Genomic DNA, 18,784 nt, shown 5'->3' on the forward strand with positions numbered 1-18,784 from the left:
TACATTTTACGAGATTGCTTCGCTAACGCTCGCAATGACAAATTACGAGATTTTTCAATATACACTATTTAGATTTATACTCTTTTATTGCACTATCTATTTTCTCATTAAGTTCTTTCGAAATTTCATTTTTCTGTCTTAATTCATCCAATATTCCAGGATATTTATTTTCAAAATACTCATATAATTCATTTTCTGTTTTTTTCACTTTTGATATTTCTATGTCATCAAGATACCCGCCAATACCTGCAAAAATAATAATTACCTGTTTTTCAATTGGAAGCGGATTATATTGGTCCTGTTTCAATATTTCAACAAGTCGTTCGCCCCTGGTTATTTGCGCTTTTGTTGAGGCGTCTAACTCAGATGAAAACTGGGCAAATGACGATAAATCGTTATACTGAGCAATTTCAAGTCTAAGACGACCGGCAACCTGTTTTATTGCCTTAGTTTGTGCATGCCCTCCTACACGGGAAACCGATAACCCGACATTTACGGCAGGACGGATACCTGAATAAAAAAGGTTACCTTCTAAAAAAATCTGACCGTCAGTTATTGAAATGACATTTGTAGGAATATAAGCTGAAATATCACCTGCCTGGGTTTCTATTATAGGAAGTGCAGTTATAGAACCACCGCCATTTTCGTCGGAAAGTTTACATGCCCGCTCAAGAAGCCGGGAATGTAAATAAAACACATCTCCGGGATATGCTTCTCTGCCAGGAGGCCTCCTTAAAAGAAGCGATATCTGCCTGTATGCCTGCGCATGTTTTGAAAGGTCGTCATATACAATAAAAACATCTTTACCTTGCCACAAAAATTCTTCCGCAATCGCACAACCGCTATATGGTGCAATATAAAGAAGCGGAGCAGGGTCAGAAGCAGAAGCTGATACCACAATAGTATATTCATCTGCTTTATTTTTCTTTAATGTTTCAAAAATACCTGCTATAGTTGATTGCTTCTGTCCTATGGCAACATATATACAAATAGGTCTATTTTTAACGTTCTTTTGATTTATTATTGCATCTATCGCTATTGCTGTTTTACCAATCTGCCTATCTCCTATAATCAACTCGCGCTGCCCTCTTCCAATTGGAATCATTGAGTCAATTGCTTTTATACCTGTTTGAAGCGGAACCTTGACCGGTTGTCTTTCAGCCATATTCGGTGCAACAACTTCTATCGGTCTTTTCTTGTTAGATTTTGGATTTTCTCTGCCATCTAACGCTCTACCTAAAGGATCTATAATCCTTCCTATGAGCGAATCACCGACAGGTACTTCCATTATACGGCTAGTTCTTTTTACAATATCCCCTTGTTTGAGAAATTTTTCATCACCAAATAAGATACAGCCTACTTCCTCTTCTTCAAGATTAAGGGCTATACCCATAATATCATTTGGAAATTCTATTAATTCATTGACAAAAGCATTTTCTAATCCCTGCACCCTGGCAATACCGTCGCCGACAGTTACAATACTACCAACTTCATTTATAGAAATATCTTTATTAAAAGAAGCAATTTTTGACTTTATTATCTCAGTAATTTCCCCAGTTTTCATTTTCTAACTTTCTCCTTCTATTCATCGCGGAGCGAAGGAGTTGTTGAGCAGAACTTCACGGAGTCCCGCTTAAAACATTCAGCGGGACGAGTGAGAGTGCCCCGACGTAACGTCGGGGACAACGGTTCTGCGAAACAAGCTTCCGAACGCATATTACTTACGAGCGATTTCCCGACTCAAAATACCAACCCTTCCTCTTATACTTCCATCAATTACAAAATCCCCTACTTTTATCAACAAACCACCGATAAGCGATTTATCGATTTCTTCGTCAACTAAAATATCCTTATTAGTAATCCTGTTTATCGCTTTTTTTATTTTTTCAATAGATGTTTTTTCAAGCTTATCGGTAGAAATTATTTTTGCCTTTATAATATTTCTTGAAAGTAAAAATGCATCATTATATTTTTCTTCTATTTCCGATAAAAGATACATCTTATTCCTATCAATAAGCATATACATAAGATTTAAAATAATTTCAGGCAAATCAGGAAAATTATCTTTTACTAAATTTATTTTCTCTTCTTTATCCACAAAAGGATTCACTAAAAACCTTACAACATCTTCACTATAAAGAAACTTAATTTCCCTGAATGAATCTTTGATTATTTCTATTTGCTTTGTTTCATCTGCTAATTGAAACAACGCCTTTGCATACTTTTTTGAATTGTCTTTCTTCATTAACATCCTCACCGCTGCTCAGAATAGGCGGATATATCATTTAAAAACTTATCAATAAGCTGCTTTTGAGTACCTTTATCAATAGTCTTCTCCATAATTTTTTCAGCAATAGAAATAGCAATTGGAACTATCTCCCGCCTTAAGTCATCTTTAACCAAATCTCTTTCCTGTTCAATTTGTTTTTTTGCTATCTCAAGAATTTTCTTTGCTTCCTCTCTAGCTTCAGTTATTATCTTTTGCTTATTTTCCTCACCGGAAAGAGTTGCTTTTTGAAGAAATTCCTGTGCCTTTTTATCAATATCTGCTACCATCTGTTCATACTCAACTTTTAATTTATCTGTTTGCAATTTCAAACTTTCAGCATCTGAAATGCTTTTGGCAATATCACTTTTTCTCTTTGATAAAACATCAACAAGTGATTTCCATGCTATTTTCCATAAAACAAAAACAGCAATCAAAAACGTTATAACCTGCACCAGAATAATTTTAAAATCAATATCTAACATAAAAATTCGCGAATAAAACATCACGAATATTATCACAAATGTTCACGAATAAACCAACGTCGTTATTCGTGTATTGTTCGTGATGTGTGCCTTTATTCGTGTGCTTCTATTCGTGACTACTGTACGAAGTACTTAGTAAACGGATTCGCAAATAAAAGTATTATACTTATAAAAAGCACGTATAAAACCAACGATTCAATAAATGCAAGACCTATAATCATTACTAATTGCAATTGCCCGCCTGCTTCAGGTTGCCTCGCTATTCCTTCCAATGCTTTTTTGATTGCAACCGACTGCATACTTGCGCCGACAGCAGCAACAACTACAAGACCCATTGCCGCTACAACAACTGATGTCTTAAAAAAATCAGCCGCCCCCTGATTTAATACAACCGCTACCTTATCTTCAGCAAAAACAACGCTACTCAATAACATAAGAACACAAGAACACAAGAACATAATAACACAAGAACGCCTTTTCATAACCCTTTCCTCCTTTTTAATGTTCCGACTTTACTGCACCACCAACATATATTATACTCAAAATCAAAAAAATCAGTGCTTGAACTAGACCAACTACTAAAGCTAATAAAATTATAATTGGTCTTAAAAACAAAGGCATTACTAATATCGCTTTAAGCATCCCTGGTAATGAATAAAAGGTAATAATAAGAAATCCTAATACACCTAAAAGCGTCTCTTTAGCGAATACATTGCAAAACAAACGAAGTGATAAAGAAAAAGGCCTGACAAACTGGCTTATCACTTCAATAGAAAAAATTAATATATTTATAGGAAACATCCACTTTGGAAGACCAGGCACAATAAAATGTTTCAAGTATGATATTTTATGTTTAATGAAACCTTGTATATTATAATAAACAAAAACAATGATTGCGAGTGAAATCGGTATATTTATATTTGATGTCGGCGATATCATTCCCGGAACAATTCCTAAAATATTAGAAATAAAAATGAAAAAAAATATTCCTAAGAAAAGAGGGTAATATCTTTTCGCTTCATCACCGATTATAGTGTCTGCTAAATTAAAGATCTGCTCAAAAACCATTTCAAGAAAATTCTGCATCCGATTGGGAACAACCGAAACTTTTATTGTACCCAATATTGACAAAATAAAAACCACAAACCATACTATTAATGACATTAAAACTATTGTCGGTAAATGCGGTATATTAAATTCTATTGCTTCTTTAACAATCTGCATCTAATTACCTCAAAACACATAATAAACAAGGGTATCCCAAAACCGCCAAGCACAGCAATAACATTTACTTTCAACTTCAATAAAATATAAAACAAAAGCAGAATAGTGATAAATTTTATTATTGTCCTGATGAAGTATCTTTTTAAATCCAGATTCTTTGTTGTAAAAAACGTAAATAAAATGTTAATAAGACCCAAAGATACACCACCCAAAATACCAAATATTACCATTTTATCTCTAAAAATAAACAAAGACACAATTACAACAATTAGCGTTTCAATAATTATTGTTTTTTTTGAAATATTCTAATCTCCTTAAATACAGAATATATGCCACTCACCATTCCGATTGCTGTAAAAATCACAGTAAAAACCGGATGCGTCTTAAAAATTTTGTCAAGAAATATTCCGATACCCAACCCGACAACAATAGATAAAACAAATATAAATCCAAAAGACGCCGCAGATATAAAATTATAAATATTCTTCATTAAAAACCACGAAACCGACACGGAACAAAACACAGAACTGACACGAAAAGTTTAATGTTTACCTTATGAGACGACAGAGGTCTCCACGAGACGGTTTTGAACCGCTTAAAACCTTTGCAGTAGAACCATTGTCGCCAAAATAATCAGCAACCGCTACTTCACCGACTTTTTCTTCTGTTTTACCGATTACCATCCCGGTATCAGGACTTCTAATCTCTTTTCCCTGGTGATAGACTACTAATTTTGTTCCTATTTTCAGATTAGATTCTTGTCCTGCATCAAGATAGATATTATTTTCATCAACTTCGGCAACTCTGCATGACCAGGGGCGAGCATTAACCTGAAAAACTATGTTGTCAACAAATTTTGCAATAGCTGCTCTCAACGCCTCACCTTCAAGCGTTTCATCATAACCACCTTTTGTCCCCATTCCTAAAAACGAGCCTTTGGAAGATTTTGCTACACCCTTACCCGAATCAATATAAATTATTCTTCCGGTTTCTACTTCAATTACTCTTATATCAACAGTACATTCTGCAACCTGTTGCTTTGATTGGGTAATAAGATAATCCGAACCTCCGGTTTTAACCCCGAATTGTGAAATAGAACCAACAACAATAGCATCAAGTCCTAAAATTTTTCCCATCTGGACAGCGGTGTTTGCATCAGTCATACCTGTTGTCTGAAGTTTTTGTTCTTCCATAACCTTATCTAATTTTGACCTTTCAATTAGAATAAACTTTTTTGACTTGCCAAGTTCAGTCAGAAGAACATCAGAAGCTGCAGTTCCAAGTCGCCTTTGACCATATGCGGTTTTGTTTTCAAACTCAACAACTGATATCTTCTTCTTAGGTGGAATAAATTCATCTTTTGGTTTCTCAATAGTTATCGCCTCTTTTTTCCTCACCGATGTTGACGGTGCACAAGATGTTAGAAACAAGAGACAAGAGACTAGAGGCAAGAGACAAGATGCAAGATGCAAGATGCAAGAAGACTTTGCCCGCTGACTACTGTGTGCTGAATACTGAATGCTGACTTTCATACCTACCTCCCTGGAAGCGTCTGAATAGAAATGTTTACTACTCCATTCGCTTCTTCTTTTAAAGGAGAACGCAACGCCTTATCAACTGTTTTCTCAATAAGCTGTGAAGCGAATGCTTTCCCTATATCTTTAAATTCAAATTTTTTATTCGATATCTTTCTTTCATCTTCCCATAATAACTGTTCTTTCTTTACATCAAACAACTTGAAATTGGCTTGAACAGTTCTTGCATAATAAAAACCAAGCGTTGTATACTTAAATTCAATAACATCGCCATAAACAAGCCCGTCAACATTTAGTTTTTCGCCAAGCTCTTTTATTGTCGCTGTAGGCAACTGTCCTGCGTCGGTAATCCCTAATTCCCTAAGTTCTGAATCTATTATTTCAAACGATATAGTGTCATAACCACGATTTATTAATCTCTTATTAAAAAGGTATCTTAATAAAACCGGTGCATCTAAATCTATTGATTGGTTAGAAAACGGCAATACTGCAACTTTTGCAGGAGGCACATAATTTTCAATTAAATATTTAGCCTTAGGCGCACAACCCCAAAAACCAGCAGACAGCACACAAAATACAGCAAACAGTAGTAAAACCCACTTCTGAATCCTGAATTCTGAGTGCTGAATTCTGAGTACTGAATCATCAATTCTGACTTCCACCTATCCTCCCCTTGCCATCGCTATTATTCCTGTTCTTGCCATTTCTTTTATACCAAATGGTTTAAGCATATTTAATAGAGCCTGTATCTTTTCTTCGTCTCCTGTCATTTCTATAATCAGTACATTTGTCGAAACATCAACTATTTTTGCTCTAAAAATATCAACAATTTGTAATATTTCGTTCCTGGTGCTTTTATCAGCTTTTACTTTAAGTAGCACTAAATCCCTTTCAACGTGTTCCACGTTGAGAAAATCGTTAAGTTTTATAATGTCAATTAGTTTATTTAACTGTTTTTCGACCTGTTCAAGAATTTTCTCGTCACCGCGAACAACAATGGTCATCCTGGAAATACTCGGATCGTCAGTTTCACCGACAGAAAGCGAATCAATATTGTATCCCCGCGCAGCAAAAAGTGTAGCAATCCGCGCTAATACACCTGACTTATTTTCTACTAAAACAGAAATAGTATGCCTCATAAACCCCCCATCGCATAGCGAGGGAGTTGTTGAGCAGAACTTCACGGAGTTCCGCTTAAAACATTCAGCGGAACGAGTGAGAGTGCCAGCACAGGCTGGACACGGTTCTGCGAAACAATCTCCCGAGCGATTTTTATGCTAGACTCGTTATAATTTCATCCAATGCTGCGCCTGCGGGAACCATCGGAAAAACATTCTCTTCTTCCTCAACTAAAAAATCCATAACTACCGTTTTTTCTATCTTTAACGCTTTTATAAGAGTATTTTCAACATCTTCCTTTTTTGTAACTCTTATACCAACAGCGCCATATGCTTCGGCAAGTTTTACAAAATCAGGTATCATCAATGGTGACCTCTTAAAAGAAAGTTCTGAAGCAAGACACCCGTTTGGTTTTGCTAAACATACAGCAGAATATCTTTTCTTATAAAACATTTCCTGCCATTGACGAACCATTCCCAAACAATTGTTATTTAAAATAACAATTTTCACGTTTATATTATTCAGGACTGCGGTTGCAAGCTCCTGTATATTCATTTGTATAGAACCGTCGCCTGCAATATCAATAACCGTTTTTTTAGGATTAGCTATTTTAGCTCCGATAGCCGCAGGAAAACCATAGCCCATCGTCCCAAGCCCGCCGCTTGACAAAAAATGCCGGGGATACTTTGGTTTATAGAACTGTGCAGACCACATCTGGTTCTGACCCACTTCCGTAACAACAATCGCTTCGCCTTTCGTTATCTCTGAAATTTTATCGATAATATATTGCGGACGAAGTTTATTATCTTTTTTATATGAAAATGGATTTGCTTTTTGCCATTCTGATATTTTTTTAAGCCAATCTTTATTGTTTTTCTTATTCACATACTTTAAAAGTTCAGTAATAACATTTTTTGCATCACCGACAATAGGTATATCAACCATAACATTTTTAGAAATTGAGGTTGGGTCGATATCAATATGGATTATTTTGGCTTTTGGTGCAAAAGCAGAAAGCTTTCCCGTTACCCTGTCATCAAATCTTGCACCGATTGCTATTATTAAATCGCAATTCTGGAATGCGTGGTTAGCTGCATAATTTCCATGCATGCCCGGCATATAAAGATTCAATGGATGATCCGGAGGAAAACATCCTATTGCCATTAGAGTTGTAGTAACCGGCGTATGTATTTTTTCAGCAAGTTTCAAAAGTTCGGTTGAAGCATCTGATGAAACTATTCCGCCGCCTACATACAACAATGGCTGTTTAGCAGAGTTTATCATATCTGCAACTTTCTTTATTTGTCCGATATGACCCGAATAAACCGGTTTATATGAACGTATATCTACTTTTTCAGGCCAGACAAACTCTGTAGTTGCTCTTTGAATATCAGCGGGAATATCTACAAGAACCGGTCCCGGTCTGCCGGTTTTTGCAATATAAAACGCTTCACGTATTGTTCTTGCTAAATCTTTAACATCTTTTACTAGAAAATTATGTTTAGTAACAGGTCTGGTTATACCTGTTGTATCAGCTTCTTGAAAAGCATCATTTCCTATAAGTGTTGTTACTACCTGTCCGGTAAATGCAACAACCGGAATTGAATCCATGTTTGCTGTTGCAAGCGCAGTAGTTAGATTTGCTGCTCCGGGCCCGCTAGTTGCAATACAAACACCAACATCACCTGTAGATCTGGCATACCCGTCAGCCATATGCCCGGCACCCTGTTCATGTCGTGTCAAAACAAACTTTATTTTATCCCTTGCGTCAAATATTTTATCAAAAATCGGAAGCACCTGTCCACCCGGAATTCCAAATAACACTTTGACATTTTCTTTTAAAAGACATTCAATAAATATTTCAGCCCCGGTTTTTATCATAATTTAATTCTCCTATAACATTAAATATAAAGTTATTGGGTTATAGCGTTATAGAGTTATAGGGTTTTAGTGTCATAGGATTGCAACTCTACAAACTCTATAACACTATAAACTCTAAAACTACTTCAATATTGCACCCAAATCTGCAGAAGTTACCAGCTTGGCGTATCTTGAAAGCCAACCGGTTTTTACTTTTGATTCAAAAGGTTTTCTCCTTGCTAAACGAAGTTTTACTTCTACATCAGTAAGACGGACATTTATCGTTCTATTCGGTATATCTATTGTAATTTCTTCTCCATCTTTTATAATTCCAATAGGACCGCCATCTACTGCTTCCGGTGCAATATGACCTATACACGGACCGCGAGTCCCGCCAGAAAATCTACCATCAGTAATTAAAGCAACTGACTCTGAAAGTCCCATGCCGACAATTGCTGAAGTCGGAGAAAGCATTTCTCTCATACCAGGCCCGCCTTTGGGTCCCTCATTCCTGATGACTATTACTTCTCCTTTCTTAATTCTTTTAAGCGTAATTAAATTCATAGCCGATTCTTCGGACTCACAAACCCTTGCTTTTCCTGAAAATTTTAACATTTTTGAACTAACAGCTGATTGTTTTACAACACAACCATTAGGAGCGATATTACCAAAAAGTATTGCTATACCTCCGGTTTGGCTGTAAGGTTTGTTCAAAGGTCTAATAACTTTGTCATCGCCAACTTTTCCAATTTTGGAAATTTCCGAAATTCTTTTCCCGGATATAGTCGGATTATCTTTTAATTTACCCTTTAAGACAGAAATAACTGCCGGAATTCCACCGGCATTATCAAGGTCTTCCATGTAATAATCTCCTGCCGGTTCAAGTTTGACTATATTTGGCGTCTTTTTAGATATTTCATCAAAAAGTGAAAGCGGAAGTTTTATATTACACTCATTTGCTATTGCAGGAAGATGCAAAACTGTATTAGTTGAACCGCCTAATGCCATATCCATAACTATTGCATTATAAAATGCTTCGCTTGTCATTATTCTTTTTGGTAAAATTTGCTTATTAACAATTTCAACAATCCTCTGACCTGATTCGTATGCAATCCGTCTCTTTTTACTTGATACAGCAGGAGCGGTAGCACATCCGGGAAGAGACATTCCCATAGTTTCCGTTAAACATGCCATTGTATTTGCAGTATAAAGTCCCTGACAACTTCCTGAACCGGGACATGCAGCCATTTCGAGTTCTTCAAGTTCAGTTGCATCCATCTTCTTTGCACGGAAAAGTCCGACCGCTTCAAATGAATCTCTAACAAGTGAACGCCTCTTGCCATTGTAAAAACCGGTCAACATTGGACCTGCAGTAACTACTATTGAAGGAATATTCAAACGTCCCGCTGCCATAAGCATTCCGGGCGTGATTTTATCACAATTAGTCAGCAAAATTAAACCGTCAAGCTTATGAGCATTTGCTACTGATTCAACACAATCAGATATAAGTTCTCTTGAGGGCAATGAATAACACATTCCCGAGTGTCCCATAGCAATTCCATCGCATATAGCAGGAACACCGAAAATAAAAGGTGTACCGCCGGCGGATTCTACTCCCCGTTCTATAAATCTTTCTAAATCTCTCATTCCAAAATGACCCGGAACCAGATCGGAGTAACTTGAAGCTATTCCGATAAATGGCTTCTGTACCGACGCTTTAGAAATTCCTGTTGCATAAATAAGACACCTGTTTGGAGCTCTTTCAACACCTTTCTTCGCATCATCGCTTCTCATTTCCTTCCTCCATTCACTTCGCTTACACGCAAATATTCGCGTGTATTCACGCTCTTTATATTTGCGTTTATTCGCGGTCCTTTAAAAGCTTATATTCTATTGCATCAACTAATGCCTGCCAAGACGCCTCAATTATGTTTTCTGAAACACCAACAGTATTCCATTCATCTTTACCGTCAGTGGATTGTATTAAAACCCTTACTTTCGCTTCAGTTCCGCCGGACGGATTTATAATCCTCACCTTGAAATCGGAAAGACGAACATTTCTCAGTTGCGGATAAAAATTTTCCAATGCCTTTCTTAATGCATTATCAAGTGCATTTACGGGACCATCGCCTTCCGCAGCAGTAAGTTCTTCTACACCTTTTACAAAAACCTTAATTGTCGCTTCTGATTTGATATGTCCCATTCTATCTTTTTCAACTGAAACCCTGAAACCGCCTAAACTAAAAAATGTTTTATGCTTACCAATATTTTTCTTTACTAAAACCTCAAATGAACCCTCAGCACCTTCATAAAGATATCCTTTCTTTTCATGGTCTTTTACAATTTGCAAAATCTTTTTTGTCGTATCGCTGTCTTTTTCAAAATCTATATTTAACTCTTTGGACTTAAGTAAAATATTGGCGCGACCGGAAAGTTCTGATATTAAAATTCTTCTTTGATTACCGACAATAGACGGATCAATATGTTCATATGTTGACGACTTTTTAGAAATTGCGGAAACATGAATACCACCCTTGTGTGCAAAAGCCGAGTAACCCGTATACGGCTGCTTGTCGTTGGGAATGATATTGGCAACTTCTGATATATAACGCGATGTCTCTGTAAGCAATTTGAGTTTTTGGTCAGAAATACAGTCAATTCCAACCTTAAGTTTGAGATTAGCAATCACTGCTGACAGATTTGCATTTCCACATCTCTCACCCCATCCATTGAGCGTCCCCTGCACAATAACGCAGCCCGATTGTATAGCAACTATTGAATTTGCGACAGCACATCCGGAATCGTTATGCGCATGAATACCTAATGGAACAGAAACATGGTTTTTTATTTCTGAGATTATTTCTATAATTTGATTAGGAAGCATTCCCCCGTTAGTATCACAAAGAGAAATATTATCTGCATCAGAAGCAGCTTCAAGCGTCTTTAATGCATAATCACTATTTGAAATATAACCGTCAAAAAAATGTTCGGCATCATAAATAACTTCCAGACCCTTTGACTTCAAAAATTTTATGGATGAATAAATCATATCCAAATTTTTTTCAAGACTTGTATTTAAAGCATATTTTACATGTAAATCCCATGTTTTTCCAAATATACAGGCACAATCCGGCTTAATTTTTACTATTGCCAGAAGATTCTCATCTTTTTCCGGCTTATTATCTTTGTGCCTGGTAGAACCAAAAGCAGTAATCTTTGCATTTTTTAATTTAAGCTTTTTAACTTTTTTAAAAAATTCAATATCTTTTGGGTTTGAATACGGCCAACCACCTTCGATATAATGTATTCCAATATTGTCCAGTGCTACTGCAATCTTCAATTTATCCTCAACAGTAAGAGAAATCCCCTCTCCCTGAGTTCCATCTCTTAACGTCGTATCAAAAACCTTTATCTCCATATTTTAACACCTCTTGAATTTATTTTATCAGACTATCTGCTAAATTAAATTTTCTATGTAACGACTTAACTGCTCTCTCCGTATCCCTGTTTGATATGATACAGGAAATCTTAATCTCTGAAGTTGAAATCATCTGAATATTTATACCTTCATCAAAAAATATTTTAAACATCTTTGCAGCAATACCGGGATGACTTCTCATCCCTATCCCGATTATCGATACTTTAGATACATTCTCATCGGCAATAACAGGACCACCGCCAAGTTTCTTAGATATGTTTTTCAACAATGGGACAGCATTTTTTAGCTCGTTTTTTGAAACAGTAAATGAAATATCATTAGTTTTTTCTCTTGCTGCCGACTGAATTATCATATCAACATTTATGTTTTTTTTTGCAAGCGCCCCGAATATTTTTGCAGCAATTCCGGGTTTATCAGGAACATCCGTTACTGAAAGTTTTGCTTCGTTTTTATCGTAGGCAACTCCTGATACAACAACATCCTCCATATAAGGAACCTCCTTTGTTATAATAGTACCTTTTTCATTGGAAAAAGTGGAACGAACATGTATATCCACGTTATATTTTTTTGCAACTTCAATTGAACGCGCCATCATAACCTGACTGCCACTACCGGCATATTCCAGCATTTCGTCGTATGAAATTTTATCAATTTTTCTTGCATCATCAACAATTCGTGGATCCGTTGTATAAACCCCTTTTACATCCGTATAAATTTCACATTCTTTTGCTTTAAGCGCTGCTGCTAATGCAACAGCTGTTAAATCACTTCCACCACGACCAAGAGTAGTAATATCTTCATTTGAGTTTAATCCCTGGAAACCGGCTACTATTACTATCTTATTTTTTTTAAGTTCTTCTATTATTTTCTTTGGCCGGATTCTTTTTATCCTTGCCTTTGTATGAACATTATCAACATGAATACCCGCCTGTGGACCGGTCAGAGAAATCGCATCTAACCCGTCAGATTTTATAGCCATTGAAAGAAGGGCAATTGACTGCATTTCACCGGTTGCAAGAAGCATATCCATTTCCCTCGGGTCAGGTGACTCTGTTATACTTTTTGCTTTTTCTATTAAATCATCAGTCATATCACCGGGCGCAGAAACAACCACAACAATCCTGTGTTTTTTTGCTTTTGCAGCCACGCGACCGGCAACATTTTTTATTTTCTCAGGGTTAGAAACCGACGACCCCCCAAATTTCATTACAATAAGATTATCCATAAATACACCTAATAACGGCGTTCACGTGTTCACGTGTTGATATGTTCACGTGTAAATTGCTAATAGAAAGTTAAAAATTTTATTAAGACTTTTAAAGAGCATATAATCCTTACAAATCAAAGCGAAGTAAGAAATTTCTGAAGAGCCTGAATTTGCGACTTATTTTTTCCAGGAGCAAATGTTAGAGCGACCACAAGGGAGCGTCTCAAAGAAATTTACTTACGAGCACACCTTTATTATCAAAATCACAAACGATATATTTTGACTTAATTCTATGTCCTGCAAACGCTCTTTGCATTGATTTCCCGATGCCAACTGATAGACGCTGACTACTGAGCGATAATATAGTAGAACCACTACCGGAAATACAAACACCGTAAGCACCTGATTTTTTGGCAGAACTGAAAACTTCTTCCATTCCCGGAATTAGTTTTTTTCTATACGGCTGATGTAGTCTGTCTTCCATAGCTGTCCCTAGTAGATTATATTTTTTTTGAATGATTGCCGATAAAAAAAATCCGACTCTGCTTGAATTAAAAACTGCATCTTCACGACTTATCATTTTTGGTAAAATTTTTCTTGCCTTATCTGTTGAAACTTCAAAATCAGGAATACAAAGAACTGCCTTTAAATCACCTGGCATTTTTATCTTTGTACATTTTATATCTTTTCCATTATAATTGCAAACACAAAGTCCGCCAAAAAGCGAAGGAACTACATTATCGGGATGCCCTTCAAGTTTCGTGACCATCTGTATAATTTCATTATCTGAAAGTTTACTACCGCAAATTTTATTTGCTGCAATAAATCCGCCAAGTCGTGCGGCAGCCGAACTTCCCAATCCCCGTGCAAGAGGAATATGATTAATAAACCGTATATGTAATGTGTTATGTGTAATATGTAATATATCGAAAACCTTTTTCATCGCCTGCCAAACAATATTTTTTTCATCTCTTGGAAGTTTCTCTTCCCCTTCACCTTCAATATCTATTTTTAGACCTCGGACATTGGACTTCGGACATTGGACGATATTTACTTCTATCTCATTATAAAGTTTTAATGCAGCCCCGAGCACATCATATCCGGCACCAAAATTTGATGTCGTAGCCGGAATTTTAATTTTTATTTTGTTCATAAACCTATTGTTTTTACAATTTTTTTCAAATCCGGCTCCATAATTTTAGGCTTTATTGCAGATTTTATCGCTCTATCCGGATCTTTAAGTCCATGTCCCGTAAGAGTGCAAACGATTGTAGTTTGTAGTTTTTGGTTTGCAGTTCGTGAACCCATAAACGCATGAACTCGTGAACGATATTTTATAAGCCCGGCTACCGATGCAGCAGATGCCGGCTCTACAAAAACTCCTTCAAGAGATGCAAGTAACTTGTATGCTTTTAGAATTTCAGTATCTGTAACTATATCAATAACTCCCTTTGATTCATCCCTCGCTTCTTCTGCTTTCTTCCAACTAGCAGGATTTCCTATTTTTATTGCAGTCGCTATCGTTTTAGGATTTTTTATTGGTTTTCCTTTAACAATCGGTGCAGCACCCGCTGCCTGAAAACCCATCATGTGAGGCAGTTTATTAGTTAATAGTTCATTGTTCATAGTTTTTTGATTTTTCTCTGAACTCTGAACCCTGAACTCTGAACTGTATTCCTTATATCCCTTCCAATATGCTGTTATATTTCCTGCATTGCCAACTGGGATAAAATGGTAATTAGGCGCTTTACCTAAAAAATCAATTATCTCAAAAGCAGCAGTCTTTTGTCCCTCAATACGATAAGGATTTAATGAATTTACAAGCGTGATGGGATATTTTTCTGTAATTTCGAGAACTATTTTTAACGCATCATCAAAATTGCCTTTTAACGCAATAACCTTTGCTCCATGCATCATCGATTGTGAAAGTTTACCGAGCGCAATAGAACCGTCCGGTATTATAACAACACATTTCAATCCTGCTCTTGCCGAATATGCAGCAGCAGATGCAGCAGTATTACCTGTTGATGCACAAATCACCGCTTTGCTACCCTCTTCAACAGCTTTAGAAATAGCCATCGTCATTCCACGGTCCTTAAATGAACCGGTTGGATTTGTACCTTCAAACTTAAGATATATATCAACGTTTATATTAAGATATTTTTCTAAATTTTTTGCTCTCAAAAGCGGCGTATTGCCTTCGTAAAGAGTGACAACAGGCATCTTGTCCATTACCGGCAAATATTTTCGATACCTTTCAATTATACCTTTATAAACCATATATAAACCTTAAAGCGTTCATGTGTTCACGTGTTGATGTGTTCAAATATTAATCATAAATGCGTTCACGTGTTCACATGTTCATATGTTCAAATGTTAATCGCAAAACAAGTTACATATTTTATCTTCTCTTCATCGCGAAGCGAGAAACAAACCTTATCCACGCTTAATCGCGAAGCGAGGAAGAAATTTCTGAAGAGCCTGAATTTGCGACTTATTTTTTCCAGGAGCAAATGTTAGAGCGACCACAAGGGAGCGTCTCGAAGAAATTTGCTCCCGAGCGTTATTCCATGATACGCAACACAACTGCTTTAGTTTTAACAAAAGATAAATTATTAATTATTTTTATCGCTTTCCTGATATTTCCTTCTTTTGCCTGATGTGTAAGCATTACTATAGGAACACCGTATTTTTTATGACACTCTTCCTGAAGACAAGCAGAAATAGAAACATTATTATCCCCTAATATTCCGAAAATTTTTGAAAGCGCCCCGGGTTTATCTGCTGTCATAACTCTTATATAATATTTAGTCTCAATATTTTCAACCGGCTTTATATTCAGTTTTACTTTTTTATCATACGAAATATATGGTGATTTCCCTGCTATACCATAAAAAATATTTCTTGCGAGATATATTATATCAGAAACAACAGCACTCGCAGCAGCAGAACCACCGGCACCTTTTCCATAAAACATCACATCACCTACAAAGTCACCATCGACATAAATTGCATTATATTCATTTTCCACTGATGCAAGAGGATGCTCATCAGAAATAAAAGTCGGATAAACAGTCGCAGAAATTTCATTATTTTCATTTTTCACAGTTGCTAAAAGCTTTAGAACATAGTTAAACTCTTCCTTGGCATATTTTATATCTATAGAATTTATATCAGAAATGCCTTCCCTGTAAATTTTTTCAAACGGCAAATGATTTCCATATGCTATTGATGCAAGTATTGAAAGTTTATGCGCTGCATCAGAACCGTCAATATCAAGAGAAGGATTTGATTCTGCAAAACCGGATTTTTGCGCTAATTTAACTGCTTCATCAAAACTCATATTATCATCTGTCATTTTTGAAAGAATAAAATTAGTTGTACCATTCAAAATACCAATTATTGACTGTATTTTATTTGCAGCCAGCCCTTCATTTAACGACTGAATTATCGGTATCCCTGCACCTACAGCTGCTTCGAAATATACAAGAACCTTTTTCCTCAGAGCAAGCGAAAATATCTCGTCCCAGTTACTCGAAAGTACCGCTTTATTGGCAGTAACAATATGTTTCCCACGATTCATTGCCTCTATAATTATTTTTTTCGAAACATCCATGCCGCCTATCAACTCAACAATAATATCAACTGACGGGTCAAGAATAATCTTACTTGCATCTGAAGTGAAAGTTTCCCTGGGTAAATTTGATTGTTTAAACCGCGAAGTATCTTTATCGCAAACCCATTTTATATTTATCTCGCAACCAACTTTCCTATTTACAATAGATGAATGCTTTAATAATATTTTTATAACATTTAGCCCTACGGTACCACATCCAACAATTCCAATATTAATTTTTCTCATAACGCTGATTTCCTGTACGCTGATTACCGCTGATAATCTGCGGTCATATGTGACATTTATCTGCCAGTATCTGCGTTTTTTATAAACTTTCCCAATCTTAACAAGGCATCGTGAAATCTGTTAAAATGAGTAACTAACGCAAACCGTAAATAACCTTCCCCATATTTTCCAAAACCGGTTCCCGGAGAGCAAGCAATACCTGTTTTTTTTATTAGTTCTTCAGAAAATTTCAACGAATCCATTTTTTGAGATTCAGGAATCTTTGCCCATAGATACATTGTCGCTTTTGGTTTTTCAACGACAAACCCAAGTTTATTGAGCCCATCACAAAATTTATCTCTTCTTTTTCTGTATTCTTCCAACGTTTTTTTCATCATATCTTCATTGGAATTTATCGCCGCAACACTTGCTAACTGCAAAAATGTCGGTACTCCATAGTCAACGTATGATTTAAATTTTTCCAGCGGAGCGATAACATTGGAATTCCCAAGGCAGAAACCAACCCGCCAACCACACATGTTATATGTTTTTGAAAGAGAATAAAATTCCACACCCACATCTTTTGCACCGGGCATTTGTAAGAATGAAGGGGCAACATAACCATCAAAAGTAACCTCGGAATATGCATTATCATGACAAACAATTATATTATATTTTTTAGCAAATTTTATCACTTCTTTAAAGAACGAAGTATCTTCTACGACAGCTGTTGTCGGATTGTTAGGATAGCTCAGGAACATAAGTTTTGCTTTTCTTGCAATCTTTTCCGGAATTTTTGTTAAATCGGGAAGCCATCTGTTCTTAGGAAGCAATGGCATATCATGAACTATTCCACCCGCTAAAATTACACCGTTAAGATGCACAGGATAAGCAGGATTTGCAACAAGTGCAATATCACCCGGCTCTAAATAAGCCATGCATAAATGAGCAATCCCTTCTTTAGAGCCAATTAAAACAAGGGCTTCATTTTCAGGATTTAACTCTACATCAAATCTTTTTTTATACCAACCACAAATTGCTTTTCTTAATTTTGGCATCCCCTTTGCTTGAGGATAACGATGAGTACCGGGATGATTTTTAACTGTGTCGACAAGCCGGTTAACAATATAATCCGGCGTAGCAATATCCGGATTACCCATAGCTAAATCAATAACATCCATTTTTTTAGAATGTGCTTCTTTTTTCAAAACATTTATTCTTGAAAAAATATAAGGTGGAAGTTTATCTAACTTTTTAGAATATGCTTTCATTTTCGCTTCGCTCATTACACGAACAACACATCCCGAATATTATCACGAATTTTCACGAATGAGATTTTTCATCTTCGGTTCAGAATGACTGCTTTTGTGATGTCATGCTGAGTGAAATGAAGCATCCTATCCTTGCATTTATTCGTGCTGTGTTCGTGATGTTCGCTTTTATTCGTGTTCCTTTATTCGCGTTCTATTACCTCAGGGATTCTTTTTGAAAATTCAAAAACTACTAAACCGACAACAATACAAGCAAGACCATACACTATTTCAAATCCTGCATATTTTGTCCATTTGGCAAGTGTAACAAACTCGGATTCAGGAAGTCCTAAAAAAGCATCATAAAACCCTTTTAGAGCTACTATTACTCCCCAAACGACAAAAATCCAACCACTGCCTTTGAAAACACCACGATACATTATCTTTTGCATAATTTAATACTACAATCACGAATAACTTATCACAAATGTTATCACGAATTTTCACGAATAAATAATTGCTATTATTCGTGTTGTATTCGTGATGTTGCATCTATTC

19 protein-coding genes are annotated in these 18,784 nt (G+C 36.1%); all 19 read right to left on the minus strand.

Going from position 1 to position 18,784, the window contains the following annotated elements:
* Nucleotides 1-64: 64 nt before the first annotated feature.
* The 19 genes from atpA to PHE88_00500 all read right to left on the minus strand — a co-directional run bounded on the left by atpA (nucleotide 65) and on the right by PHE88_00500 (nucleotide 18,678).
* Nucleotides 65-1,564 (minus strand): F0F1 ATP synthase subunit alpha, encoded by a 1,500-nt coding sequence (gene atpA / locus PHE88_00410; GenBank protein ID MDD5686281.1) that lies wholly within the window; start codon nucleotides 1,562-1,564, stop codon nucleotides 65-67.
* Between the two features lie 153 nt (nucleotides 1,565-1,717).
* Nucleotides 1,718-2,245, minus strand: coding sequence for an ATP synthase F1 subunit delta (atpH, locus tag PHE88_00415; GenBank protein ID MDD5686282.1), 528 nt, complete (start codon nucleotides 2,243-2,245; stop codon nucleotides 1,718-1,720).
* Between the two features lie 8 nt (nucleotides 2,246-2,253).
* Nucleotides 2,254-2,751, minus strand: coding sequence for a F0F1 ATP synthase subunit B (gene atpF / locus PHE88_00420; protein ID MDD5686283.1), 498 nt, complete (start codon nucleotides 2,749-2,751; stop codon nucleotides 2,254-2,256).
* Nucleotides 2,752-2,867: 116 nt separating this feature from the next.
* Nucleotides 2,868-3,233, minus strand: a complete 366-nt coding sequence (gene atpE / locus PHE88_00425) for an ATP synthase F0 subunit C (protein MDD5686284.1) — start codon at nucleotides 3,231-3,233, stop codon at nucleotides 2,868-2,870.
* A gap of 16 nt (nucleotides 3,234-3,249) precedes the next feature.
* A complete protein-coding gene (gene atpB, locus PHE88_00430; GenBank protein ID MDD5686285.1) occupies nucleotides 3,250-3,975 on the minus strand; it encodes a F0F1 ATP synthase subunit A in 726 nt (241 codons plus the stop codon).
* On the minus strand, nucleotides 3,951-4,205 hold the full coding sequence (locus PHE88_00435; GenBank protein ID MDD5686286.1) for a hypothetical protein: 255 nt from the start codon (nucleotides 4,203-4,205) through the stop codon (nucleotides 3,951-3,953). Before PHE88_00435 ends, atpB begins: the two co-directional genes overlap by 25 nt.
* A gap of 53 nt (nucleotides 4,206-4,258) precedes the next feature.
* The gene (locus PHE88_00440) at nucleotides 4,259-4,465 is read right to left on the minus strand and encodes an AtpZ/AtpI family protein (protein ID MDD5686287.1); all 207 of its coding nucleotides are present in this window, start codon (nucleotides 4,463-4,465) and stop codon (nucleotides 4,259-4,261) included.
* A 58-nt stretch (nucleotides 4,466-4,523) separates the two neighbouring features.
* Nucleotides 4,524-5,507, minus strand: coding sequence for a CsgG/HfaB family protein (locus PHE88_00445; GenBank protein MDD5686288.1), 984 nt, complete (start codon nucleotides 5,505-5,507; stop codon nucleotides 4,524-4,526).
* A 2-nt stretch (nucleotides 5,508-5,509) separates the two neighbouring features.
* Nucleotides 5,510-6,172, minus strand: coding sequence for a DUF799 family lipoprotein (locus tag PHE88_00450; protein ID MDD5686289.1), 663 nt, complete (start codon nucleotides 6,170-6,172; stop codon nucleotides 5,510-5,512).
* Nucleotides 6,173-6,649, minus strand: a complete 477-nt coding sequence (gene ilvN, locus PHE88_00455; GenBank protein ID MDD5686290.1) for an acetolactate synthase small subunit — start codon at nucleotides 6,647-6,649, stop codon at nucleotides 6,173-6,175.
* 133 nt (nucleotides 6,650-6,782) lie between these two features.
* Nucleotides 6,783-8,510 carry a biosynthetic-type acetolactate synthase large subunit gene (gene ilvB, locus PHE88_00460; protein MDD5686291.1) on the minus strand — a complete coding sequence of 576 codons (1,728 nt, stop codon included), beginning with the start codon at nucleotides 8,508-8,510 and terminating at the stop codon, nucleotides 6,783-6,785.
* A 120-nt stretch (nucleotides 8,511-8,630) separates the two neighbouring features.
* Complete coding sequence (ilvD, locus tag PHE88_00465; protein MDD5686292.1) at nucleotides 8,631-10,283, minus strand: dihydroxy-acid dehydratase; 1,653 nt, start codon at nucleotides 10,281-10,283, stop codon at nucleotides 8,631-8,633.
* A gap of 67 nt (nucleotides 10,284-10,350) precedes the next feature.
* A complete protein-coding gene (cimA, locus tag PHE88_00470) occupies nucleotides 10,351-11,907 on the minus strand; it encodes a citramalate synthase (protein MDD5686293.1) in 1,557 nt (518 codons plus the stop codon).
* Between the two features lie 19 nt (nucleotides 11,908-11,926).
* Nucleotides 11,927-13,153 (minus strand): aspartate kinase, encoded by a 1,227-nt coding sequence (locus PHE88_00475; protein MDD5686294.1) that lies wholly within the window; start codon nucleotides 13,151-13,153, stop codon nucleotides 11,927-11,929.
* Between the two features lie 205 nt (nucleotides 13,154-13,358).
* On the minus strand, nucleotides 13,359-14,288 hold the full coding sequence (gene thrB / locus PHE88_00480) for a homoserine kinase (protein MDD5686295.1): 930 nt from the start codon (nucleotides 14,286-14,288) through the stop codon (nucleotides 13,359-13,361).
* On the minus strand, nucleotides 14,285-15,415 hold the full coding sequence (thrC, locus tag PHE88_00485) for a threonine synthase (GenBank protein MDD5686296.1): 1,131 nt from the start codon (nucleotides 15,413-15,415) through the stop codon (nucleotides 14,285-14,287). The genes thrB and thrC overlap by 4 nt, the downstream gene beginning before the upstream one ends.
* Before the next feature lie 283 nt (nucleotides 15,416-15,698).
* A complete protein-coding gene (locus PHE88_00490; GenBank protein MDD5686297.1) occupies nucleotides 15,699-16,997 on the minus strand; it encodes a homoserine dehydrogenase in 1,299 nt (432 codons plus the stop codon).
* A gap of 56 nt (nucleotides 16,998-17,053) precedes the next feature.
* The gene (locus PHE88_00495) at nucleotides 17,054-18,262 is read right to left on the minus strand and encodes an LL-diaminopimelate aminotransferase (GenBank protein MDD5686298.1); all 1,209 of its coding nucleotides are present in this window, start codon (nucleotides 18,260-18,262) and stop codon (nucleotides 17,054-17,056) included.
* A gap of 167 nt (nucleotides 18,263-18,429) precedes the next feature.
* On the minus strand, nucleotides 18,430-18,678 hold the full coding sequence (locus tag PHE88_00500) for a hypothetical protein (GenBank protein ID MDD5686299.1): 249 nt from the start codon (nucleotides 18,676-18,678) through the stop codon (nucleotides 18,430-18,432).
* Nucleotides 18,679-18,784: the final 106 nt, after the last annotated feature.

The sequence above is a fragment of the Elusimicrobiota bacterium genome, assembly GCA_028718185.1.
Lineage (GTDB): Bacteria > Elusimicrobiota > UBA8919 > UBA8919 > UBA8919 > JAQUMH01.